General features: G+C 40.7%; 16 protein-coding genes and 1 pseudogene. 13 read left to right on the forward strand and 4 right to left on the reverse strand.

Going from position 1 to position 24,807, the window contains the following annotated elements:
- Positions 1 to 540: 540 nt before the first annotated feature.
- On the reverse strand, positions 541 to 1,974 hold the full coding sequence (gene tnpC / locus J4861_RS03305) for an IS66 family transposase (RefSeq protein ID WP_211815788.1): 1,434 nt from the start codon (positions 1,972 to 1,974) through the stop codon (positions 541 to 543).
- A gap of 228 nt (positions 1,975 to 2,202) precedes the next feature.
- Here tnpC and J4861_RS03310 point away from each other — a divergent pair, with 228 nt between their 5' ends.
- Both J4861_RS03310 and J4861_RS03315 read left to right on the forward strand, forming a co-directional pair.
- Positions 2,203 to 3,177, forward strand: coding sequence for a bile acid:sodium symporter family protein (locus tag J4861_RS03310; RefSeq protein WP_211815789.1), 975 nt, complete (start codon positions 2,203 to 2,205; stop codon positions 3,175 to 3,177).
- A gap of 2 nt (positions 3,178 to 3,179) precedes the next feature.
- The gene (locus J4861_RS03315) at positions 3,180 to 3,989 is read left to right on the forward strand and encodes an SGNH/GDSL hydrolase family protein (protein WP_211815790.1); all 810 of its coding nucleotides are present in this window, start codon (positions 3,180 to 3,182) and stop codon (positions 3,987 to 3,989) included.
- Positions 3,990 to 4,345: 356 nt separating this feature from the next.
- Here J4861_RS03315 and J4861_RS03320 read toward each other — a convergent pair whose 3' ends face one another.
- Positions 4,346 to 5,257 carry a DMT family transporter gene (locus J4861_RS03320; RefSeq protein ID WP_211815791.1) on the reverse strand — a complete coding sequence of 304 codons (912 nt, stop codon included), beginning with the start codon at positions 5,255 to 5,257 and terminating at the stop codon, positions 4,346 to 4,348.
- A gap of 349 nt (positions 5,258 to 5,606) precedes the next feature.
- On the opposite strand from J4861_RS03320, the gene J4861_RS03325 reads away from it, so the two are divergent.
- The 9 genes and pseudogenes from J4861_RS03325 (at position 5,607) to J4861_RS03365 (ending at position 18,492) form a co-directional block, all read left to right on the forward strand.
- Complete coding sequence (locus tag J4861_RS03325; protein WP_211815792.1) at positions 5,607 to 6,296, forward strand: peptidylprolyl isomerase; 690 nt, start codon at positions 5,607 to 5,609, stop codon at positions 6,294 to 6,296.
- A gap of 53 nt (positions 6,297 to 6,349) precedes the next feature.
- Positions 6,350 to 8,848, forward strand: coding sequence for a zinc-dependent metalloprotease (locus J4861_RS03330; RefSeq protein WP_211815793.1), 2,499 nt, complete (start codon positions 6,350 to 6,352; stop codon positions 8,846 to 8,848).
- 818 nt (positions 8,849 to 9,666) lie between these two features.
- On the forward strand, positions 9,667 to 9,870 hold the full coding sequence (locus J4861_RS03335; protein WP_211815794.1) for a hypothetical protein: 204 nt from the start codon (positions 9,667 to 9,669) through the stop codon (positions 9,868 to 9,870).
- A gap of 42 nt (positions 9,871 to 9,912) precedes the next feature.
- Entirely contained in the window at positions 9,913 to 11,496 is a 1,584-nt protein-coding gene (locus J4861_RS03340; protein WP_211815795.1) for an Lcl C-terminal domain-containing protein, read from the forward strand.
- Positions 11,497 to 11,936: 440 nt separating this feature from the next.
- Entirely contained in the window at positions 11,937 to 12,383 is a 447-nt protein-coding gene (locus tag J4861_RS03345) for an HU family DNA-binding protein (protein ID WP_211815796.1), read from the forward strand.
- A gap of 134 nt (positions 12,384 to 12,517) precedes the next feature.
- Positions 12,518 to 12,673, forward strand: a pseudogene (locus J4861_RS03350) (HU family DNA-binding protein); the annotation flags it as partial.
- Between the two features lie 151 nt (positions 12,674 to 12,824).
- Positions 12,825 to 15,602: a TonB-dependent receptor gene (locus tag J4861_RS03355; protein WP_211815797.1), complete on the forward strand. Its 2,778-nt coding sequence runs from the start codon at positions 12,825 to 12,827 to the stop codon at positions 15,600 to 15,602.
- A 4-nt stretch (positions 15,603 to 15,606) separates the two neighbouring features.
- On the forward strand, positions 15,607 to 16,806 hold the full coding sequence (locus J4861_RS03360) for a DUF4876 domain-containing protein (protein WP_211815798.1): 1,200 nt from the start codon (positions 15,607 to 15,609) through the stop codon (positions 16,804 to 16,806).
- 153 nt (positions 16,807 to 16,959) lie between these two features.
- The gene (locus J4861_RS03365; protein WP_249110727.1) at positions 16,960 to 18,492 is read left to right on the forward strand and encodes a DUF6850 family outer membrane beta-barrel protein; all 1,533 of its coding nucleotides are present in this window, start codon (positions 16,960 to 16,962) and stop codon (positions 18,490 to 18,492) included.
- A 251-nt stretch (positions 18,493 to 18,743) separates the two neighbouring features.
- On the opposite strand, the gene J4861_RS03370 is transcribed toward J4861_RS03365, so the two are convergent.
- On the reverse strand, positions 18,744 to 19,091 hold the full coding sequence (locus tag J4861_RS03370) for a DUF4491 family protein (protein WP_211815800.1): 348 nt from the start codon (positions 19,089 to 19,091) through the stop codon (positions 18,744 to 18,746).
- A 188-nt stretch (positions 19,092 to 19,279) separates the two neighbouring features.
- Here J4861_RS03370 and J4861_RS03375 point away from each other — a divergent pair, with 188 nt between their 5' ends.
- Complete coding sequence (locus tag J4861_RS03375) at positions 19,280 to 21,025, forward strand: phospho-sugar mutase (protein WP_211815801.1); 1,746 nt, start codon at positions 19,280 to 19,282, stop codon at positions 21,023 to 21,025.
- Positions 21,026 to 21,305: 280 nt separating this feature from the next.
- A complete protein-coding gene (locus tag J4861_RS03380) occupies positions 21,306 to 21,845 on the forward strand; it encodes a hypothetical protein (RefSeq protein ID WP_211815802.1) in 540 nt (179 codons plus the stop codon).
- 309 nt (positions 21,846 to 22,154) lie between these two features.
- Here J4861_RS03380 and J4861_RS03385 read toward each other — a convergent pair whose 3' ends face one another.
- Complete coding sequence (locus J4861_RS03385) at positions 22,155 to 24,698, reverse strand: ATP-dependent Clp protease ATP-binding subunit (RefSeq protein ID WP_211815803.1); 2,544 nt, start codon at positions 24,696 to 24,698, stop codon at positions 22,155 to 22,157.
- Between the last annotated feature and the right edge of the window lie 109 nt (positions 24,699 to 24,807).

The raw sequence follows: 24,807 nt of genomic DNA on the forward strand, positions 1-24,807 counted from the left end.
TCCCTTATTAATCAAAGTTTGTAAATTATTTTCGTATGGTTCAAAGCCAATACATGCTCTTTTGGCTTCTAAAAGTTGCCCAATTGACTTGCAAAAGGTGCCCTTTAAGACCCTTACTAACGCCCTTTTGAAGTCCAATTAAGCACCTTTTACTTTACTACTTTATAACTAATTGATTTCCTGTTGATTACAGACCTGTTTTTTGTATATTGTTTTGCCGTCCTTTATAGATGTTTTATTCGAAATTATGTAATTATTTTTCAAACCATTGTCTGCATATTTTCGAAGTCTAAAAAGAAATGATTTTCAATGTCAGAGGATGAAAATAGGATAGATAGTTGACTGTCTCAGCCATATTTTTGTTTAATGGGTTGCTTCGTTTCTTACATTAAAGCAATACGAAAAGCGTCCACACATTTAACGGAAGAACCGGATTTTTTTCTTTATTCTTTGTCGTTTAATTAATGTATTCTATAATTGTAAACTCTGAATTTGTCTTAATCATATTTGTAACTATTCAGCGATAATTGATATATATTATCAAACCTTAAATAAGGCTTGAATCGCATTATATGGCGTTTTGTCGTGCTTCTTAGCTGTTTCTACAATCGAATGAAGTTCAAGGAAAGCGTCTGCTCCGAAGTCTGAACGAAAAGCACAGGAGTTCTTCAGTTTGATTTTTAGCTTGCGTATTCCACGTTCACTTCCATTATTGTCAAATGGTATCATCGGATTTTCGAGGAAATTGAAAATGTAATCTCTGCATTTGACCAAGCCTTTTCTGAACGTAATAAACTTTTTACCAAGCTCCTCTATATTCTGTTTGAGTAGATTGTCTAAACGTCGGGTCCATGACACCTTGTCTATAACGTTGTTCGGATTGGTATTCCGCTCGTGAATGGCTTCACGGAACAGATTGGTTACTTTCCCAGACCACTCTTGCTTAGTGTTCAACTCTGAGAGATATTGCAGTTCGCGCAGTAAGTGAGCAAGGCATACCTGATGATTGAGGAAATGGAGTGCAAAGTATGCGCTATGGCGGTCGGTAACGGCAGTCATTCGTTCCAGGCTATCGCCAAATTTGTCTGCTAATACCTTCGACCCTCTTCCATTAGCACGGAAAAGCAGTGTGTAATAAACGGTTTGTGCAATCCATGCCCAGTCGAGTCTTTTCTTACAGTACAAGCCGCTCTCATCGAAACCAACAACTGCTGATGACTTAATATATCCTTTAATTTTATCAATCACAGGTTGCGCATTTCTCTTTGCCTCATTTACCCAGTTCACCAGTGAGCCTTCGCTTGGAGTGAGTCCAAATACCTCACGCAAAAAACTTGCTATGCGACCGTAAGGAAGAAATTGTACGACACTCAGATAAACCACTAAGGACTTTATGCTTGAATCATATACCACGTTGTTTGACCGCCGTCTCGGTACTGTCCGAATACGTTCACCACAGTTCTTGCATACCATCACATAGTGTCGGATTTCCTTGATTACGGGCTTCAACTCTGGAATGGAAATAACCTGCGTCACATAATCAAGCACACGTTCTGCATCTGATAAAGATTCTCCGCAACGAGTGCAATAGTTGGGTATCTCATCAATTATCTCGTCAGGTATGGAAGAGTAAGACAACTTATGCCCATCATGCCCCTTTTGTCCTCCCGGCTTCTTACCACTTGGCTTACGGAGGCTTCTTGTTCTTCTGATAACCTCATCCTTTATACGCTCCTTGCTTGGAGGAGTGCTGCTGTTATTAGAGTTTTTGTCAGGTTTTTCATACTTAGCTAAGCGTTCCCGTAAGTTTATAAGTTCCGTATCTTTCTTGCGAATTTGGAGGTTCAAAGCATTTATGTTACGGTTCAATTTGATAATCTCGGCATACTGCTGATTAACAGTTGCACGTAATAATCGCATCTCTTCCGTCATGCCTTGTAATACTTTTGATATGTCCGTAACCTGCTCTTTCATAGGTATAAAGGTACAAAGAAAATCTGAAATACGCAAGAAAAACAAGCATATTTATAGCCTTTATACTAAGATTTTAGAGGAGAAAATACAGACTGATCAATACCGCTGAATAGTTACTCATATTTACGATTTTTGAATTATATTGCTGATTTTCAGTCTTTTTTCGTAACTTTGCAGCCCATTCTCTTTCTGAAAAGGGGGAGAAACTGCATGATTTGATGATAAAAGATGAGGAGAATCATACAATTTATAAAGGAGTGGACACTGCCAGTGTCAATAGCTACAGGTAGCTTATTATACCTTATTTTTGTCTTTATACCAGCCTTGGATGGCGCAGCAAACTTTTTTGCTCCTATCCTTGACGCAGCTCTTCCATTGTTTATGTTCCTCGTCTTATACGTTACCTTCTGCAAGGTAGACTTCCGTAAGCTAATTCCAGTAGGTTGGCATCTTTGGATAGCAGTCTCTCAAGTGCTGATGGTTGCGGTTGTTATTGGGGCAATCTTGTTTTTCCATGTCACAGGTAAGTCGCTCATATTACTTGAAGCTCTACTCACTTGTATCATTTGTCCTTGTGCTTCAGCAGCCGCAGTGGTTACACAGAAGTTAGGTGGAAACCTTGAGGAAATGACAACTTATACCTTCCTCTCCAACTTTCTCTGTGCCTTGTTGATACCAGTTTGCTTTCCTTTGCTTGATGCTGAAGCAGATATAACTTTCTGGAGTGCCTTTGTGGCAATTCTATATAAGGTGTGTTTAGTATTGGTTGTACCGATGATTTTAGCCTATATAACGAAACATTGGCACACTTTATGTAGGTTCTATCAGTGGGTAATCAGTATGAATAACCTCAGTTATTATCTATGGGGATGTTCATTACTCATCGTTTCAGGCACAACAGTAAAGAATATTGTTCATGCTGAGGTAGCTGTTAGCTTCCTTTTGTTGATAGCAGTGTTGGCATTAGTGCTTTGCTTGATACAATTTGCCATAGGCAGATATATTGGTCATTTCTTCCGCAGTACGATTAATGCGGGACAGGCTTTAGGGCAGAAGAACACTGCTTTTGCTATCTGGATAGCCTACACTTATCTGAATCCATTGTCAACTGTGGGTCCAGGCTGCTACATCTTGTGGCAGAATATTATTAACAGCGTAGAGATATGGCGGTATGACCACGCCATTAAACGCAAAAATAAATAATTGTGAGAACAATAAAGTGTTTTATAGTATTACTATTTCTTTTCCTCTTGCCACCTGCTGTTTCAGCACAGGATGCTAATGGAATAAACGAACATGATGTCGAACCAGCTAAGTCTGTAGAGCCAGATGTAATGCCTGTAGCTGCTAAATCTCAAACAGCTTCAGCCTTGGTAGAAGAGATGGCAATGGAACCACTGCCCACATCGACAACCCGAGTGTCACAGGTGGCAGAAAGTCGTGACCAAGTAGTACTTCTCATTGGTGACTCTATGGCTGATGGTCTTGGCTCTCGATTTAATGATTATGCCGTAAAGAACGGTTTTAAGTTTCATTCAATCGTATGGTATGGAAGCACAACACGTGACTGGGCGATTGCTGCCGACCTTCAATATCAGATTGAAAGAGTGCGTCCTACTTATATAATTATTAGCTTAGGTACCAATGACTTAGGTTATAAGGATTATAGTAGACGTGAAACAGCAATTCAAACGATTCTGAGTCGTGTTGGTAATATTCCATATGTATGGGTTGGTCCTCTCCCTTGGAAGAAGATAAAAGATAGAACAATTGTTGATGTGATACGTGAATGTACGGGTGAAGGTCGATTCTTTGACAGTAGTTCTGTCATTGCTTCTCGAGCAGATGGTATTCATCCAACACGTCAGGGTGCTGCCCTATGGGTGGATAAGATTGTAGAGTGGATGGGCGAACCAGAGCTAAATGCAAATCCAATAGAGATGGAAAAGCCCGATTTTACTACTCGTTTCAAACATGACGAGAAGCATGGTATGGGTTATCACGGTCGTCGATAGATTTGAAATATTATTACAATCTTAATGGCTTTTATACCATGTTTCTCATCAAAACACTACTGTTTTGAATGCGTTTGTAAGTTTCAGATAAACAGGTATTTATAAAACTATAAGGTAATAGGTGCTTAATAGCATTGCAAAAGGGCGTTAGTTAGGATGTAACTAACGCCCTTTTACACGTCAATTAAGCCTTAATTCGAATGCAATTAAGCCTTAGTTGTTTTCTGATACTATGATTTTATTTTACAATCTGATGGATGTTAAGATGCTATTATGTGACAATGGTACCATAGAACTTGTCTTTTGGGGACATTCTATAGCTATGGTTTCTTTGCACAAAGTAGCTGTTTAGGTGTCTAACTCTTATTAATAATGTATATACCCCCTGCAGCTAATGCACCAGCTATCATATATTTGATATAGAATGTTTCGTCAAGGCATAGGCATGAGGTAACTGCACCGACAACTGGAATCAATGAGTTATAGATAGCTACCTTACCAACAGGATTGCAAGTGAGCAGTTTGTTATAGAGCGTGAAACCTAATGTACTGATAGCGATGAGCAAGAGTAGGTAAGTAATACCTAAAAGGGTAATCTGTGGAAGTTCACCACCCATCATTAGTCCAGGGATAATCAATAATGTACCACCTATTGCTAAGCTGTAGCCTGTACCAACAAATACATCTACACGTTTGCCCAATCCACGTGTAAGCAGTGATGCTGATGCACCACAAAGGGCATTGAGGATAATCATTCCGTCACCTAACCAAGTGAACTTTCCACTCTCAGCTCCACCCAAGTTGAGTGATAGAATACCAGCAAAACCAACAATACATCCTATAATCTTCTTGACTGTCATACGGTCGCTCTTGAAGAAGATACAAGCGAAGATAACGACAGAAAAGACGCTAAGCGAGTTGAGTATGGCGGCTCGTGAACCTTCACTATGTGATAATCCAAAGTAGAAGAAGGCATAATGTAAGGTGGTATTCATCATACAGAATAGAAGGATATACCACCAATCTATAGGTTTTTTCACTTTGAAGTTACGCTTTTTGCTACCTGCAATCGCCAATACTATTAGTCCCGAAAGACAGAAACGAATACCTGCGAAAAGCATTTTAGAGCCTGTCATATCTGCTGAGATGGCAAATTCTGAGAAACCTAATTTAATCAAGGGATATGCCCAGCCCCATGCAATTGCAGCTGTTAGGGCAAAGATAGTCACCCATAATGGTCGTTGAAATATACTTTTTGTTTGTGTCATTAGTTGTTTGTTATAATTTAAATTAATATTAAATCATTGAAATTCAGTCGTTATTATGAATACTCTCTTTCCTTACTTTAATATGTATAGACTTGCTTTCACAAATTATTCTCATGGAAATAAATTTTTATTTACGTGATAAAATACATTTATTTCCATGAAAATAAACTCCTCTTTTCACGTAAATAATTCACGAGAAGATATTACCAACGACCTGCATTCATTGTGCAAAGGTACGTTCTTTCCTCGACATATGTCGTCTTTTAGTCGCTTTTTTATTCCCGCTTAATTAGGTTATTTGTTCTTAATTGTTTATCTTTGCGAATAAATTTATGCTTTATTAAAACAGATGAAGAAGTTAATATATTCCTTTTTATTGGCTTTGTTCGTAGCTAATGTTCATGCACAGTCTTTAACTGACACATTACGCCATGAAGTATTATTAGAAACAGATAGTGGAAACATTCGTATTCAACTTTACAATGAGACACCACGTCATCGTGATAACTTCTTAAAGTTGGTGCGAAGTGGTGCCTATAATGGGGTGTTGTTCCACCGTGTTGTTAAAGATTTTATGATTCAAACAGGTGATATGGGCTCAAAGACAGCAAAGCCAGGACAGGCTTTAGGCGATACGCCAGAGACTTACTCGCTCCCTGCAGAGATAGATTATCCGAAGCTGTTACACCGTCGTGGAGCTGTTGCTGCAGCTCGTGAGGGCGATGATGTCAATCCAAAACGAGAGTCATCAGCCTCACAATTCTATATTGTATGGGGTATAAAGTTCTCTGATGGTCAGCTGGACTGGGCACAGAAGCGCCTTAACGAACATACAGACAGTACAGTGCAGATGACACCAGAGGTACGTCAAATGTACAAAGAAGTGGGTGGCTCGCCTCATTTGGACGGACAGTATACTGTCTTTGGACAGGTGTTAGATGGATTGGATGTTGTTGAACGCATACAACGCCAGCCTGTTGATGCCAACGATCGTCCATTAGTTGATGTCCGTATTCGTAAAGCAACCGTATTGAAATAAGGTTGTCTTCATTCTCTCAAACAGTAAATACAAAGTAAAGTTACTATAAATTTATGTCAATCAACAGAAAAGCAACAGCCTGTCTGTTTGCGCTTATGCTCGGAAGTGGAGTAGGTGTAGCAGGTAACAGGTTTGTCTATCGTGCCGTAAAAGATACGATTACACAGCACAAGGACACCACAAAACAGAATGTTCAGAAAGGGAAAGCACCTGAGAAAGAGAAAGAAAAGCCTTCTGCTTATGATCAACTCGTGAAGAAAAAAGGAAGTGTTCAGAATGGACTCTTTACCGTAAGACATATTGACGACCAATGGTACTTTGAGGTACCAGACTCAGTTATAGGTCGATACTTGCTCGCTGTGACTCGTTTTACAGCCGTTCCACAGAACTTTGGTAAGTTTGCTGGAGAGGCAGTAAACCAACAAACTGTTTATTTTGAGCAACGTGATGATAAGACAATGTTGCTTCGTGCCTACGTTCTTTCACAAGAGGCTGACCCTAAGAGCAGTATTTCTCGTACGTTGAAAGCTTCTACGGCTGACCCTATTGTCGCTTCATTTAAGGTGATTGGACGTAACAAGGATACTAAGGCACAGCTGATTGATGTCACACCATTGTTTGTTAAAGACAATGCTGTGCTGAGTGTGTCGTCAGATAACTCAAAGCAATTGAAGTTAGGTGGACTCATGTCTGACCGTACTTTCATTGATACGATGAAGGTTTACCCAATTAATGTGGAGATTGCTACGACACGTACTTATTCAAGTGCACCTTCTACGGTACCTGCTTCTTATACAGGTGCGATGACAATCGGACTGAATACCAGTGTTGTTCTTCTTCCAAAGATACCTATGCGCAAGCGAGTATGGGACAATCGTGTGGGTTATTTTACGAATAGATATACTATCTTCAGCGACAATCAGACTAAGACAGACCGTGAGCAGTTTATCTCTCGATTTCGTTTAGAGCCTAAAGATAAGAAGGCATATGCAAAGGGTAAACTCTCAGAGCCTATCAAACCTATCGTATTCTATATTGATCCAGCTACACCAAAGAAGTGGGTTCCTTATTTGATGAAGGGTATCGAGGATTGGAATGTTGCTTTTGAGGCTGCTGGTTTTAAGAATGCTATACAGGCAAAAGAGTGGCCTAATGACCCAACGATGAGTGTTGATGATGCTCGTTTCAATGTTCTTCGTTATCTACCAGCTGAGATTGAAAACGCATATGGTCCTCGTATAGTTGATCCACGTAGTGGAGAGATTATCGAAAGTCATATTTGTTGGTATCATAATGTGATGAACCTCTTGACAAAGTGGTACTTCACACAGTGCGCTCCATTGGACAAGCGTGCGCAAACGGTACACATGGACGATAAACTCATGGGTGAGTTGATTCGCTTTGTGTCAAGTCATGAGGTGGGACATGCACTCGGATTGCGTCATAATATGGGTGCAAGCCATGCTACTCCTGTAGAGAAACTACGTGATAAGAAGTGGGTAGAGGAACATGGTCATACTGCCAGCATTATGGACTACGCTCGTTTCAATTACGTTGCACAGCCAGAAGACAACGTTTCAGAGCGTGGACTCTTCCCACGTGTGAACGATTACGACAAGTGGGCAATCCGTTGGGGCTATCAGTATCGTCCAGAGTTCAAAGATGAGATGGACGAGAAGGAGAAGTTGATGACTGAGACAACAGCCATTCTTGCTAAGAATCCGCGTCTTTGGTTTGGTGGTGAGGGTAAGAATGAAGACCCACGTGCACAGACAGAAGACCTTGGAGATGACAATGTGAAGGCGAGTGATTATGGTATTAAGAACTTGAAACGTATCATAGCAAAGCTGCCAGAGTGGACACGTCAGCCTAACGACCAGTACGAGGACCGCATGGAAATGTGGCGAAGTGTTGTTGGTCAGTATGGACGTTATACGAATCACGTACTGAAGAACATTGGTGGTCGTTACATTAACAATATGCCTGGGCAGAAACCTTATGAGGTTGCACCAGCTAAGAAGGGTAGAGATGCTGTCGACTATATCGGTCGTCAGGTGTTTGAAGCACCACTTTGGCTTTATCCTTCATCTATGACTGATATTGCAGGTACCGACCTTGTCGACGAAATCAGTACTTATCAGGATCGTATTCTGAAGGTGATGATGAACGGAACCATTATGGATAAGATTTATAAGGACCAGCGTGAGGCAGGTGCTTATCAGTTCAAAGACTATCTTAATGATTTGTTCCACAGTGTTTGGAAGCCACTCGCTGGTCTTAATGATATGCAGGTACGTACACGCCGCTTACTCGAGCGTAACTATGTAGACCAACTGAATAGCCTTTTAAATCCTGTTCAGAACGACAAACCAACCGTTGCTGACCGTGCAAGTAATTCTGATATTATGCTCTATCTCATGCAGCATTTAGATACTGTTGAGCAGTTCTGTAAGGCACAAGCAGCACAAAGTGAAGGTATCAATCTCCTTCATTACAACGATTTGTTACGTCAGATTAAGCTGATTCGTGAGCGTCGTGTGACAGTAAAGTAATTGTTTAGGTAAACTTCTAACCATATACAAGAAGTCTATTCGTCTTTTATGGTTGTGATAATTGTCCGTAGTAGAGTCTAAATCTCTGCCATGGACGATTTCTTTTTACTATAGTTGTACTTTATTCTAAATTTCTCATAAGACAAGACAATTATCCTGTCTTCTCTCGCTTATTCGGTCTAATTTATATATTTCTTTTAGATTTCCTTGCCCATTCTAAAAAGATGTCTTACCTTTGCGCCCGTGAAACAATTAGCAATGACATATCCAGCCAATTCAGCGCAGCAAAGAAACTTTGAGTTCTTTGCCTTTTTTAGTGCTTTATATTTGGTAGTTTCAGATATTTTGCTAACACACACACACACACACACACACACACACACACACACACACACACACACACACACACACACACACACACACACACAGGCGCTACTAGCGTTTAATCATACTTTTTTTCTTCCATCCTACGCGCGCGCGAAGCGTGCCGTAACCGTTGTAGACAAAGGACTTCACGGAGTTTCCTTTGTTCGCTTTTTTGTGCCCGTTTGCGAGCTGTCAAGAAAGCAAAATAAGAACGTTTTAAGCACTGGTTTTACCACAAAAGATACTTGTAATTCTCTAGTAATAGTTTGTTTTCTCTCGTTGATTTCTCGGGCAGGCAGCAGTAAGATGCTGTCTGCCTGTAGAGAGGGAGAAGGCAAATGGTTAAGAGGAATAGATGATAAAGTTATCAGGATGTATATAATAAAAGGTGAGCAATGAAGCCACATAATAGAGAGTAGATAACAACTATTTTTAATCAAATCAAAAAAGCAATGAGAAAGAAACAAGAAAAGAAGGATTATTCTGCACCACGTTGCATGATAATCCAAGTGAGCGAAACCACTTATTTGATGGACACGTCGTTCCCTAGCCAGCACAGGAAGGCAAACAAGGCTACTGGTCCTGCTGCTGCTAAGGCAAGTCAATGGAATGAGAAAGACTTCGAAGACGAAGTCCCTACCTCATGGGAAGACTAAGAGAGAGTTATTAACAAAAGGAACAAATTAAAAAGAATAAAGATGAAGAAAACAATAAAACAATATTCATTTGCATCGCAACTAAAGTCTTTGGCTGTCGTGTTCGGAATCGCCTTGACTTTCGCATCTTGTGCTAAGGAAGATGTGGCGCAAAACCCAACCATCAAAGAGGGTGATAACGACAAGAACCTAACAACCTTCGTAGCAGGCGACGAGGCAAAAACCCGTACGTCACTGAATTATAATAGCGGTGACTTCTATTGGGAAGCAGGCGACTATATCTACGTAAAGGACGACGACGGCGTATTGCAGAAGAGTTCGAACGCTCCAGACCAAAAGGTGGCTTCTTTCCGTTATAGAGTACCTGGCAAGTTTGGCGCAAGTGCAAGTTATAAAGTTTATTACTTGGGTAAGAACAGTAACGGCAGCCAAGTAACTATTTCTGCTAACCAAACGCAGATCGCCCCTAACAATACCGAGCATTTCGGCACCGCAGGCGACTATGGTACAGCTACGGCAACAGGAGCAGTAGGCGGTAGCATCTTTAGTTTCCAGTTAGAGCATCAGCCAGCTTACCTTGTCTTCCAGCCTTACATAAGCAACACTGTCCTACATGACTGTTACTTAACAAAGGTGGAGGTAAGCTCTGATAATGATATTGCAGAGACTTATACAATCAACACAAGCACGGGTGCCCTTACAGGCTCAGCAGGCAGCAAACAAATCATCTTGACTACAAGCGGCAGTAGTACTAATCCAAATGGCTTCCCACTAAGCAACAGTTCAGCCAGCGTAACAACTAACGGAGCTTACATGGTGATTAAGCCAGGCACTCATACCTTAAAAGTACGTTATTGGATAAAAGACATAGCAACCAACGTAGAGGGTATTATTACGAAGACTCTTCCTGCTACTGCTTATGCTTCAAACACTTACTACGATATGACAGCTAACCTTAACGTACGTAATTATGACGGCGACCATTATTACATGTGGGATGCAGAGAAACAATATTGGTATGGTTACGAATGGACAAAGCACTTGTCAGGAAACACAGGTCAGCCAACACTAATCGGTAGCAGTTCATCAAATTACGCGCAGAGTAACAGTGATGTGTCTCGTTGGTACAACGAGAGTTACCCAGGTTATGGCGTAAGTAATCCAGCAACCCACACATCATGTAAAGACCTTCCCAATATTAACGAGATGACCTGGTACGCTGCAAAGGGCGATCCTCGTTGGGACGCAGACCAATTATGGACAACCATGGGTCACTTATATAAAGGTGGCATGTGGTTTAAGAAGAAAGCGAATATAAGCGGATTTAACCCTAACACCGCAGTAGACGGTAATGATTGGCGAACAAATAGCAACGGAAATAGCTGGTCTGTAGTATCTCATACTCTCCCCGATGCGGCTGATGCAGGTAATTACTTCTACCTGCCCGCCTTGGGTTTCTACTACTCTGGTCAGCTGTACGACGTTGGCGGCAGCGGCTTCTATTGGTCGTCAAGTGCTAACCCATGGAGCCATGACGGCGCGTACGTCCTGTACTTCTACAGTGGTAGCGTCGGCGTGAACAACACCAACCGCCGCGGCGGGTATAGGGTCGTCGGGTTCGAGTAGTCCTAAAACCCCACCCCAACCCTCCCCAAAGGGGAGGGAGTGCCTAACGGGGTAAAAGAAGTAAATAAGCAAACCGTTTGAAGAAAATTTCTAACGGGTCGGAAGAAAATTTCTCTACGGTGAGAAATTTATGTGCCTACGGTTGGAAAGAAATTTTTCACAAAGGAAAATTTTCTTCCGACCGTAGGAAAATTAAAAGCCCTCCTTTAGCTCTGAAAAAAGATGGCTGGAAGTTACAATTTTCTATAAACGGAAATGCTATTATCTTGAAGACAAAGAAGGTTTCTAACTGGAAAAACAAAAAGAAAACCATTGACACTACAAACTGAATAAAAGCCTTATTCAGAAGAGAATATGAAAAACGGAGAATAAACCATGGAACAAACCAAGGTGTAAATGCCGTAAAAACTTAAATATTTACTTTTAAAAACAAAACAATTATGAAGATTAAACTTCAAAAGAAAAAGAATCCGCAGAAGCGGACAGAGGAAAAGTACTATGCTAATCCTGTAAATCTTGGTAAGAATACCTTGCGGGATATTGCACGCGACATTGCGGGGCGTTCTTCGCTGACACGTGGTGACATCGAAAACGTGTTGTCAAACTTTATGGACAGTCTGCCTCATTATCTCCGCGATGGCTTTAGCGTGCAGTTGGGGGAGTTTGGCACGATGCGCCTGACTCTTTCAAGCGAGGGGGCTGCAACGGAAAAGGCTTTTAAGACAGAAACCATCAAGCCGCGCGTAACGTTTACGCCGGGTGTAGAGCTGAAAGCTGCGCTGCGCGAGAACTCGTATGAAACGGTGAAGGAGGAAAACTCTAGTTCAAAACCTTCTCATAAAGACGAGGGAAATGGAAAGAATCCTGGACCTGTGCCAGAGGACTAAAAGGAACGTTGACTGTTGGTCAAGGATAAACGAAAAAGAGTTCGCGAACAAATCGGAAATTGTTCGCGAACTTTTTTAAGATTGTTCGCGAACTTTTTAATTTACAAACTATATTTATCAACTTTAGAGTATTAATATTATGGCATTTTCAAAAAGTAAAGAAGAAGATTACAGGTCTGTGGTATCTGCAGGTAGTGACGGTTGGAAAACCAGTAACAACAGACTCGGTGGCGGACCGATTGGCATTGATTTCGACGGTGAGCCGTGGTGACATGTTTGCAGTGCTGAGGGTATCGGTATCTGGATTTATCTTGTTCCTATCGGTAAAAAAGATGTGTTAATATCTAAAGAATACCTAACTTAGAGTATTGTTAAACTGTTATTTTTGCTTTACCTTTGCAACGGTATTTAGTTTTCGAATATAAATTTCAGGATTTTTAAATGAAAGTAATAAAGCTCATAGCTCTATTGTTATTGTTGTCGATAGGGCAAATTTTAAGAGCTCAAGGAACATCAAAAGCAGCAGAAAGTCATATTGTTAACATTGTTGTTACCGATAAGAATACGAAAGAAAGTGTGATTATGGCTAACTGTTCGCTTGATCCATTAGGTTCTTTTAATGTAACGGATATAGACGGAAAAGCAGTATTCCAAAAGGTTCCAGCAGGCACGTTTACGCTGAAAGTTAGTTATGTGGGTTATGAAACCTATACGACTATACTCAAAGTAGAGAAAGATTTAACAGTTAATGTTCAGCTTGTTCCAACCTCTTTGGCATTAAAGGAGGTTGTTGTGACGGCAAAGCAGAATGCATCGGATGCTTCCACGTCTTCTATTATTGGGCGTCAGGCAATCGATCACTTACAGGCTTCGTCATTAGCTGATATCATGCAGCTCATTCCAGGTAAAGAGATGGGCAATGTAGACATGACTCAGAAGTCTAATCTACAGCTCCGTACGCTCCGTAATAATAATACAAGTGCTTTTGGTTCAAGTATTGTTGTTGATGGTGTTCCTATCTCTAATAATGGATTGTTGACACAAGGACAATTCTCATCTACGACTTTTACAGGTACAGATTTACGTCAGATAGCTGCCGATAACATTGATAATGTAGAGGTAATACGTGGTATTCCTTCTGCTGAGTATGGTGATTTGACAAGTGGTCTTGTGGTTGTTCACTCTAAAGTGGGTGTAACTCCATGGCAGATTAAGGCGAAAGTAAACCCTGCTATGACAAATGCTTCGCTGACAAAGGGTTTCTCTTTGAACAAGGCAGGTATAATGAATGTAAACTTAGACTATGCTAAGGCTTGGGGCGACCCACGTCAAAAGACACGCAGTTATGACCGTTATACTTTCAATTTGGGGTATAGTTATGATCTTAGTAAGCGTTGGCACACAGAGACAAAACTCCGTATGTTGTCTTCACAAGACTGGTCTGGTAAAGATCCTGATGCTATTCAAGATGGTACGGAAACCAAGAATAAGACCGTAACGGTTGGTCTGACGCATAATGGTCGTATCTCTCTGGATAAGCTTTTTATGCGTTCGCTCAATTATACATTAGGTCTTAGCTATGGAGAGACAGACAATGTACAAACAGCATTTGTACCTGTTAGCACAGGTCTACTTCCTATCTTGACATCTAAAGAAACCGGTTATTTCAACGTACCTTGGAAGACACAGTCTTATAAGGCTACTGGAAGAACAGAGAGCAGACCTGGTAATCTGTTTGCAAAGATTAATGATACCTTCTATTTCAAAGCCGGTAAGACGCGCCAGAACTTTAAAGTTGGTGTGGAATACCGCTATGATTGGAATAGTGGAAAGGGCTATTATAACGACAATGATTTGTTACCACTACAACCCAATAGCAATGGTCGTCCACGTGCTTTCAATGATGTGCCAGGCTTACATCAGATAGCTGCATACGCAGAGGATAATTTCTTGTGGAGTATTAATAAGATTAACAGATTGCGTGCGAACCTTGGACTTCGCCTTACAGCCATGCAACCGTTTAGTGATGTAGCTACAACAGCACTCTCCCCACGTCTAAATCTTTCATTTAGCGTTACTCCTTGGCTTGATATTCGTGGTGGTATTGGTCTTAACTCTAAGACTCCAGGATTGGCTTATCTCTATCCTGATACCAAATATGATGACCGTGTGGCTGCTAACTATTTCCCACAGACTGATCCTACAGCACAGTTGCTGGTCTATCATACGCAGGCTTATAAGGTAGATTACTCTAAGAACTTGAAGAATGCAACAACTACTAAAGTTGAGTTGGGCGTAGACTTTAAACTGAAAGGTGGTCGTCGTCTGAGTATTCTTGCTTATCGTGACCGTACACCGAATGGTTTTGAATCCTTAGGTGAGTTCTTTGTCTATCCTTATAGTATCTTTACGCAGGCACAGGGACTGAATATAACAGCGGGACAGGCTACAACAATTGATTATACAAACCCTTATCGTACCTTTAATGGCTATATGACAACGGGTGCAGTTGGTAATACAAACACCTCTATTAATAAAGGTTTAGAGTTTGATTTTGAACTTGGAGAGATTCGTCCTTTGCACACATCTTTCTTCTTTAGTGGTGCTTATTCTGAGACAAAGACCTATTCAACAGGTCGCAATACAGAAGCTGTAAGGGCAGCATTATTGCCAACGTCTTATTCAAGTTATAGTGTTACACCATTTAGAGTAGTCTATCCTTCAGGACAAGATTACGAAAAGTATCGTCGTTTCCTCAATACATTGCGTGTCGTAACGAATATTCCAGCACTCAAGATGGTGGCTTCGTTCACAGCTCAGGCAATTTGGTATGACTGGCATACATCCTTTAAAGCAAGTAAGAATCCTATAGGTTACTTTGGTGCAGACCTTATTGAGCATCCTATAACAGCGGACATGATGTCAGGTTTCTTGGGTATGGATGGCCAGTATTATGCGTCACGTCCAACAGGAGTTGATGTAGCTGCTATTAATGACCTTACTCTTCGTGTTAGCGATAATAAGCCTTCAAAATCGCCAGTAGAATGGAATTTGCAAGGAAGACTTACTAAACAGCTTAGTAACTTTGGTGGTCTTTCCCTTTATGTAAACAATATGATTTATTATGAGCCATACCTAACAGGCAACAACTCACTAACGTTAAGCCAGCGCAACACGGGTAAGTTTAGCTTTGGTGTAGAGCTTTATGTTAATTTGTAACGATATGAAAGCAATAAAGTATTTATTTTCGATCCTCACAGTAGCACTTGTTTTTAGTTCTTGTGTAGATTATTCAGATGCCTCAGAGGCTGTAACAGCTAAGGTACAACTCCAACTTCCCGATGAGTTGAATGGTCACATGACATTAGAAGGGCATACTGTTTCCCTCCAATTGAATGGTGTTACCTATTCTGCACAGACTGATGCTGCGGGCGTAGCAACCTTCTCTAATATTATTCCTGATGTCTACAATATCTCTGCTTCATGGGATATAACGTCGTCAGAGTATAATAGGATTACAGGAAGTAGTCAGGTAATTAATGGCGCAACAGTATCAGGTAGTTTGAATTCACAACTTATCAATGGTTCAGAACCTTTGCTCCTCACGACCACTCTCTCTGTAAAACGAGATATAGTCATCAGTAAGATATATGCTGCAGGCTCTAAAGACAATAATAATAAGCGATATGTAGCAGGTCAGTATATTGAACTTTACAATCAATCTAACGACTCTGTAGATGTTGCTGGACTTTATATTGGTTTGCTTGAGACGGATGTCCCACAGGCTTATACCCTCGAAAACCTCAAGACAAACTATGCTGATTCAGTCGTATTGGTTAAGCAAGTATTCCGTATACCAACTGATAAGAGTTATAAGGTAGCTCCAGGTGGAACAGTTCTCTTGGTGAATAGTGCTATTGATCATAGTCTTAACAGTCCGTTAGAGCATAGCCTCTTGAACGCAAACTTTGAAGCAAAGGATGTGAAAGGTAAGGTGTTAAACAATCCAGAGGTATCAGCTTTGCAGAATGTCTTTAATATCTATTCGGGTATTTCATACATGAATATCCTCACAACAGGGCAAGGTGTGGTGATATTCCGTTCTTCTGCAGACATCAGTCAACTGAAACTTACTTATAAGTTTGGCAAGACAAGCGGTACACAGTATGGACTTCTACCAAAGCGTTATATCATTGATGGTGTTGATTTCCTTCGTCATAAGGCAACAGGAACGGACGTTGGTGAGAAGCGTCTTTACAATGACATTGATGCTGGTTATATAAGTATTAATGCAACAGCAGGTCTGTCGGGTGAGGTTATCTATCGTAAGACAGCTTCTACAGCAGCAGGCGGACATAACATTCTCATGGATACAAACAATAGTACTAATGATTTTCAGGTGTCAACATCGGTAACTCCATAATATAAATTCCGTATGTCATCGTCAATCATTACTTATATTAACGATTAGTTTATGAATACTTCACATATAGTTTTAGGCTTATCCAAGTTTGCACAATCCTCACTGCAAAGAGGCTGGGGAAGGCTTTTCTTATTGCTATTCACGCTCCCTACAATGGCACAGACGCCTTCTGACTCTCTTATGAATGAGGCTGAATATCGCTTTGCAAGTCTTACACAACTCTGGCATAACACAAACAACGCTTCAGGACTATCTCTTGATGATTCCTCAAACAGAGGATTTGCATCCGTAGGATTCAGTCATCGTGGTGGTGACTATCATCGTGTGCAGGAAGGGGGAGCAATGAATAATATGCAGTTCTTCACTGAGCGTTATCAGAAAATAGGTAAATATCTATACAGCTATGGTAAGGTAGACTTTAATCTTGGGCGTACAAAAGATCGTGCCTTTGCTGACCAATATCGCCCTTACAACTCTAATCCTTACCAGTCGGGCAGTGCTATTGCTGGAAGTTATGATCATCAGAACTTCGATATGATGGCTGCAGTGGGTACGGTAGGCTTCTCAGGCTGGCGTTTTGGTCTACAACTAAACTATCAGTTAGGTGACCTTTCTCGTCTTCGTGACCCTCGTTCTCGTTCGCAACTGCTTGATTATCGACTGACACCAGCTGTTTCTTATACGATGGGAAACCATACACTCGGCTTGTTGGGTTACTATGATCGTCGTAAGGAGAAGATGGGTCCGTTGGTAACAGTGCAGAGTGATGCTACGTTGACCTATTACCTTCTCTCTGGTATGGAGAATGCAACGGGTACAATTGGTGGATATTCAAGTTTCAATCGTGAATGGGTGAACCACCAATTAGGGACAGAATTTGATTATGGATACCGTTCAGCACGCTTTCAGACATTGAATAGTTTTGGTATAAGTCGTGGTGAAGAGTATGCTTATGGTACTTATAAATATGAGCCGGGCAGATACTTTACTTATCGATACAACGCTCAATCACAAAATCGTTTGTACACGAGTACAATCTTACATCAAGCCGATTTCCGTCTGGATTGGCAGCAAAGCTATGCAGATGAGTATCGCCAGCAGTTGATTATCAAGAATGATCCACAAATAGGAACGACCTCTTACACCTACGAAAAGCAGTTAGAGTTCCGCAAACGTTATCAAGTTCGCACCTTTGATTTTTCCTTCCGTTACCGTGCTAACTTCATTAATACGTCTTTAATAGCAGGTAGTCGATACTTAACATCTTCTACCAGAGGCTATGTGGGCTTTTCAGTTGATACACATAAGGCAAGCAACCGCCATCTTCTGCCATCATCTTCATCAGATTACAGCCGTGTGAACCTTCAGTTAGAGAATGGTATCTCGTTGTTCAAGCAACGTTTGACGGCTGATGTAACGCTTGGATATAGTCTCTCAACACGTGCTGACCTTCAGCTGGCAGATAATACTTCCATCCTTGCAGAGCGTGTCTTACTGAAAGACTTACCTTATTACGATGCCAATCTCCTTCATGGAAGTCTACAGGTGATGTATCAGTTCCCACTGACTATAAAGAAATCGCGTGCTATGTGGTTTGTGAAAGCCTTTGGAGACTTTACTTCTGCCAATACTGCAGGGCATCCAAACCTGTATAAGATTGGTTTTAGTGTAGGTTTGTTTAACTGATATTGTAATCTGAGGAAGCATACTTCCTGATTCAAATGATATATTATAACAATCCCGTGATTTCTTTTTTGGAAATCACGGGATTGTTATTTGAGACTGACTTATAATGCTTAAACAATATTTGAGTCATAAGATGCTATCATCTTGACAAGCTATTGTAAGGTAATAAGCCGTTAGCACCATTGGTGTTAAGCCTCCGCACCACATGTGCGGGGTGTTAGCACGATGATAAAAGAAGAAGTTGATAGTCTTTATTTCTTATGCTTACAAGGGCATATAGACTCGTCTTTGCTAAGTTTTTCGTAGTGTTCCTTACGTTTAGGATTCATAGGGAACCATCCTTTTAAGACACGCTTCTCCTGCGAGATGAGCTCACCAATTCCCCAAAGGCATGAAGCTCCAAGGACACCGAGTAGAGCAGACCAGAAGATACTTTGTACAAACAAGGCTGCTACACAGCAAGCAATGCCCGCTATGAGCCATAGCCACCAAGGTTTTATACCAAAATAATACTCTGTTTTTATAACGAGTGGATGACAAAGTCCAATGATTAAAAACGTACATACAGCAAGGAGAATACCTTCAAAATTTAAATTCATTTATGTAAAATTTCAAGATTAAATATAATTCTTACATTGAGAAATATGCTATCGAACGTATTATTCTTAGCAAAACCTCGGTTTATATAGCTGCAAAAATACAAAAAAAAATCTATTTGCAAGTGTCTTTCTCAGAATTATTGATTACATTTGCAAATACAAGTTGTAAATAAGAAAATACTTAAATTATGAACAATAACCAAACACTCATCGCACAATGCGAAGAGAAAGCAAGACAGTGGCTGTCTCCTGCTTTTGATGAAGAAACTCGTTCTGCCGTTGAGGCTATGATTAACAATGACGATAAGGCAGACCTTATAGAGTCTTTTTATAAGGATTTAGAGTTCGGTACAGGTGGACTTCGTGGTATTATGGGCGCAGGCTCTAATCGTATGAATATCTATACCGTCGGTATGGCAACTCAAGGCTTTGCTAATTATCTGAAGATTAACTTCAAGGATAAGGAGCAGATTAGTGTAGTTGTTTGCCACGACTGCCGTAACAATTCTCGTCTCTTTGCTGAGACCGTTGCTAATATCTTCTCAGCTAATGGCATAAAGGTTTATCTTTTTGATGATCTTCGTCCTACTCCAGAGTGTTCTTTTGCTATTCGTCATTTGAAGGCACAGGCAGGTGTGAATATTACCGCAAGTCATAACCCACGTGAGTACAATGGTTACAAGGCTTATTGGGATGATGGTGCACAGGTACTTGCGCCACATGACAAGGGTATTATCGACGAAGTAAACAAGGTTAAGGTTGAGGATGTTAAGTTCGAAGGCAATAAGGCGTTGATTCAGATTATTGGTGAGGATGTTGATAAGGTTTATCTGGAGCAGGTAAAGACTATCAGCATTGACCCACAGGTAATCAAGAATCAGCATGATCTTAAGATTGTCTATACTCCTCTGCATGGTGCTGGTCGCGTAATGATTCCACGTGCATTGGCTTCTTGGGGCTTTGACAATGTTCATTGTGTGAAGGAGCAGATGGTTAAAGATGGTAACTTCCCAACTGTTGACCGTCCAAACCCAGAGATTGCAGAGGCTTTGACACTTGGTTTGCGTGATGCAAAGGCTCTCGATGCCGATATCTTGATGGCTTCTGACCCAGATGCTGACCGTGTAGGTATGGCTTGTAAGAATAGTGATGGCGAGTGGGTACTGATTAATGGTAACCAAACCTGTCTTATTTTCTTGTGGTATATCATTACAAATCGTCAGGCTGTAGGCAAGATGAAGCCAACAGACTTTATCGTAAAGACTATTGTTACAACAGAGGTTATCTGCAAGATTGCAGAGAAACAGCACGTTGAGATGCGTGATTGCTACACTGGTTTCAAGTGGATTGCACGTGAGATTGCCCTCTCTGAGGGTAAGCAGCAGTATATCGGTGGTGGTGAGGAAAGCTACGGTTTCCTTGCAGAAGACTTTGTACGCGATAAGGATGCTGTAAGTGCTTGTGCTTTGTTGGCTGAGATTTGTGCATATGCAAAGGATCATGGTAAGACTTTGTATGACATTCTTATGGATATCTATATGGAGTATGGTTACAGCCATGAATTCACAATCAATGTTGAGCGTCCTGGTAAGAGCGGTGCTGACGAGATTCAGCAGATGATGAAGAACTTCCGTTCTAATCCTCCTAAGGAACTTGGCGGTAGTGTAATCGATGTTTATAAGGACTTCCAGAGTCTTGAGATTACAAAGGCTGACGGTTCTAAGGAGAAGATGGATATGCCTGATACAAGCAATGTTCTCCAGTGGTTCTGCACAGATGGTACTAAGGTTAGTGTTCGTCCATCAGGTACTGAGCCAAAGATTAAGTTCTATCTTGAGATAAAGGATACAATGAATTCTGCTTCTGACTTCCCTGCTTGTGAGCAACGTGCAGCTGTAAAGATTGAAGCTATCAAGAAGAGCTTGGGTTTGTAATGGTCTATTTTTAGTCTCTGATAATATTTGCGAGGGCTTGATATTATAATTAAAGCAGGAGTCTCTATAAAGTTTTATTTGTGGAAACTCCTGTTTTTTATTGTTCTATGCCTTCTTATATATAAATCTTTGGATAGCTTTCTGTCTCTTTTAGTGGGCAACGCTATATGATATTTTAGTCTTTCAAGTATCCTTTTTAAGGCGAATAAGGTTTTATGTTAGTATTAGTAAGAATAAAAGCAAGTATTAAATAATATCTATAAAGCTGCGTTTGTTAGGTATGAAATATTTTGTAATAAGACTATTATATTCTCTATATTGTGCAGAAAGATGGAGTTATCGTATTCCGATACGAATACTTGGACCTTTTATCAATCGTGTATGCAAACGGTTATATTTTTGGAATCCGTTTGGCTTTATTCAGAAAAATAATCCAACATTGGAGCACTATATAAGAAATGTTTATAAAACGATGGAAGTCGTTTTTTATGATATAAATATAGGAGTATCTATTGCGCGTGCAGAAGGAACATTAGCTTTTATGTTTGTTCCTTATGAAATGCTTATTCTATCAGTTTTCAAGAAATTTAGAATACTTCCAATTCAGAATTCCCATTTCCATATATCTCTTATAATCACTTGTGTTCTCTCCTTACTGTTTACCTACTTCTTTAGTCAAAAAAATGATGAATATATAGGCTATTTCCATAAATTTGAAAGTCATAAGAATAATGCCGTTTGGCATGTCATTTCTTCTATATTTTTCATTGGCGCAGTTTGTGCAGGTATAATCTTCATTATGTGGTGGAATGAAAGCTAAAGTAGAATCTGAACGCAGGGTTAAGAAATATCATTACAAAATAGCTGAGTATTCTACATGTTTTTTCTTAAAAAAGAGCCTTTTTTACCGTGTCTGTAACTTTCAGTTAATCAATGTGTTGTAAAATAGCATAAGAAAAGGTGCTTAGTTAGCGTCTAACTAAGCACCTTTAAGGCCTCAATTAAGCATCTTTTGAATGTCAATTAAGGCTTAATTGGAATGCAACTAAGCATCAAATCATTCTTTAAAGATGACTTTTATATTACAAATTTGGTAAGGGTAGGAGGTGATAATTCCTTCCCTTGGATTTTATTCAGCCGACACAATATCAAACTTTAGCTTCTCGCTATCTTTCTCTTTTGACACCTTAATGGTATCGCCAGTCTTGATATCGCCAGATAGAATCAATTCGCTCAGTCCGTCCTCGATATGGTTTTGGATAGCACGCTTCAATGGACGCGCACCAAATTGTACGTCATATCCCTTGCTTGCAACAAACTCCTTGGCTTCATCTGTTATCTCCATCTCGTAGCCTAATTCATGCACACGCTTGAATAAGCCCTTGAGTTCAATGTTGATAATCTTCTTGATAGCTTCGAGGTCGAGTTGGTCGAAAGTGATAATCTCGTCCAAACGGTTGAGAAACTCTGGTGCGAACTGCTTGCTAAGACTTTTCTGAATGATAGCACGAGCACGCTCCTTGTCTCCCTCACTCTGTGAAAGACCATTCAAGTTAGCAGCCTTAAAGCCGACACCTTGCCCGAATTCCTTCAGCTGACGTGTACCCGCATTTGATGTCATAATAATCACCGTATTGCGGAAGTCTATCAATCGGCCGTTACCATCTGTCAATCGACCTTCATCGAGTACCTGCAAAAGCATATTGAATACGTTGCCATGTGCCTTCTCTATCTCATCAAGTAAGACAATAGAGTAGGGATGGCGGCGCACTTTCTCTGTCAGCTGTCCGCCTTCATCATAGCCAACGTATCCTGGAGGCGCACCAACAAGGCGTGAAGTGTTGAAGCTTTCTGTATATTCGCTCATATCAATGCGTATCAAAGCATTGGCAGAACCAAACATCATCTCAGCAAGTCGCTTGGCAAGATAAGTCTTACCTACACCTGTAGGACCTAAGAACATAAACGCACCGATAGGGTGGTTAGGGTCTTTCAAACCAACGCGGTTACGCTGAATAGCCTTTACCATCTTGTCGATGGCTGCATCTTGTGCGATAACAACCTGCTTAAGTTCAGCATCCATGTTCTTTAGTCTAACGCCTTCTGCCTCCTGCATGCGCTGTACCGGTACGCCTGTCATCATAGAGACAACATCAGCAATGGCTTCTTCATTGATTTCAACCTTATCTTCGGTATCACCTTTCTGCCATTTCTCCTGCTCCTCTTTGAGTGTCTTTTCTAATTCAGTCTGCTTATCACGGAAACTTGCAGCCAACTCAAAGTTCTGATTCTTTACAGCAGCTTGCTTCTTCTCTTGCGCTATTTCAATGTCTTTTTGAATGTCAAGAATAGCCTGTGGTACCTTTACATGTTGCAGATGGATACGTGAACCTGCTTCGTCGATGATGTCTATTGCCTTATCAGGAAAGAATCTATCAGTGATATATCTGTCTGCATACTTCACACAAGCCTTCAGCGCGTCCTCTGTATAACTTACATGATGATGTGCTTCGTAGCGATCTTTGATATTCTCAAGAATCTGTAATGTCTCTTCAACTGTTGTTGGCTCAACCTGTACCTTTTGGAAACGACGCTCTAAGGCACCATCTTTCTCGATAGACTTGCGATACTCGTCAAGTGTTGTTGCACCGATACACTGTATAGTACCTCTTGCCAAGGCTGGTTTGAGGATATTAGCAGCATCCATTGAACCTGGTGAAGAACCTGCTCCGATGAGAGTGTGAATCTCGTCAATAAAGACGATAATGTCTGGATTCTGTTCGATTTCCTTAATCAATGCACGGATACGCTCCTCAAATTGACCACGATACTTTGTCCCAGCCACAACAGCTGTCAAGTCAAGCGTGATGACGCGTTTGTTAAAGAGAATTGGAGAGGTGAGATGCTTCACAATAAGTTGTGCCAAACCCTCAACAATAGCACTCTTACCAACACCTGGTTCACCAATGAGAATAGGATTATTCTTCTTTCTTCTGCCAAGAATCTCACTGACACGCATAATCTCTTTCTCTCTACCTACAACAGGGTCGAGTTTTCCCTCGGCAGCTGCTTGAGTAAGATCGGTACCGAAACTATCGAGTACTGGTGTCTTTGATTTTGTACGTGGAGCCTGTGTTGTCTTGGCATTATTGCTGCCTTCAGACGATGAAGATGACATCATATCATCATCCATTTCTTCCTCGTCAGCCATTCCTATACCATTCTTTGGTTGGTTTGCGCGTTGTTGTAACATCGATATTGCGTTGTTATAATTAAACCCATTTTCTTCCATTACCTTCTTTGCACCATTGTTAGAAGAATCATGCAATATTGCAAGGAAGAGATGAAGGATATCTACTGTCTGGGCATGTTGTATACGTGCCTCAAGTACAGCTAATTTCAATATGTTATTTGCCTGCTCGTTCAAAAGCATATCAGGCACATAAGAAGTTGGGTCAATTGTTTCCTCCTGAAGTCTTCTTTCTATTTCTTTCTTTATATTGTCTATATCAACCTTCCATTGGTTGAATAGTTCCCATACTGGTCCTGACTTCTCTCTCAGAATGGCGAGCATGATATGCTCAGGAGCAACCGACGCACTTGTCAGTCGTTCTGCTTCCTCTCTGCTGAATGAAAGTATTTCAGAGACCTTTGGGGAGAATTGATTCATCATATCCTAACCTTTCTTTTCTTTACTTGTATCTGTGGACAATATGTCCTGTATTAGTAGGGTTTTATAAACAAAAGGTGTGCCAAAAACAAAGAATCGGACATACATGGGT

The sequence above is a fragment of the Prevotella melaninogenica genome (assembly GCF_018127925.1).
Taxonomy (GTDB): Bacteria; Bacteroidota; Bacteroidia; order Bacteroidales; family Bacteroidaceae; genus Prevotella; species Prevotella melaninogenica_C.

Coding starts and splice junctions, on each gene's coding strand:
- J4861_RS03380 (WP_211815802.1), top strand. CDS start 21,306: ATGAAATATTTTGTAATAAGACTATTATATTCTCTATATTGTGCAGAA.
- J4861_RS03310 (WP_211815789.1), top strand. CDS start 2,203: ATGAGGAGAATCATACAATTTATAAAGGAGTGGACACTGCCAGTGTCA.
- J4861_RS03340 (WP_211815795.1), top strand. CDS start 9,913: ATGAAGAAAACAATAAAACAATATTCATTTGCATCGCAACTAAAGTCT.
- J4861_RS03365 (WP_249110727.1), top strand. CDS start 16,960: ATGGCACAGACGCCTTCTGACTCTCTTATGAATGAGGCTGAATATCGC.
- J4861_RS03385 (WP_211815803.1), bottom strand. CDS start 24,698: ATGATGAATCAATTCTCCCCAAAGGTCTCTGAAATACTTTCATTCAGC.
- J4861_RS03330 (WP_211815793.1), top strand. CDS start 6,350: ATGTCAATCAACAGAAAAGCAACAGCCTGTCTGTTTGCGCTTATGCTC.
- J4861_RS03325 (WP_211815792.1), top strand. CDS start 5,607: ATGAAGAAGTTAATATATTCCTTTTTATTGGCTTTGTTCGTAGCTAAT.
- J4861_RS03370 (WP_211815800.1), bottom strand. CDS start 19,091: ATGAATTTAAATTTTGAAGGTATTCTCCTTGCTGTATGTACGTTTTTA.
- J4861_RS03355 (WP_211815797.1), top strand. CDS start 12,825: ATGAAAGTAATAAAGCTCATAGCTCTATTGTTATTGTTGTCGATAGGG.
- J4861_RS03320 (WP_211815791.1), bottom strand. CDS start 5,257: ATGACACAAACAAAAAGTATATTTCAACGACCATTATGGGTGACTATC.
- J4861_RS03375 (WP_211815801.1), top strand. CDS start 19,280: ATGAACAATAACCAAACACTCATCGCACAATGCGAAGAGAAAGCAAGA.
- J4861_RS03345 (WP_211815796.1), top strand. CDS start 11,937: ATGAAGATTAAACTTCAAAAGAAAAAGAATCCGCAGAAGCGGACAGAG.
- J4861_RS03335 (WP_211815794.1), top strand. CDS start 9,667: ATGAGAAAGAAACAAGAAAAGAAGGATTATTCTGCACCACGTTGCATG.
- J4861_RS03360 (WP_211815798.1), top strand. CDS start 15,607: ATGAAAGCAATAAAGTATTTATTTTCGATCCTCACAGTAGCACTTGTT.
- tnpC (WP_211815788.1), bottom strand. CDS start 1,974: ATGAAAGAGCAGGTTACGGACATATCAAAAGTATTACAAGGCATGACG.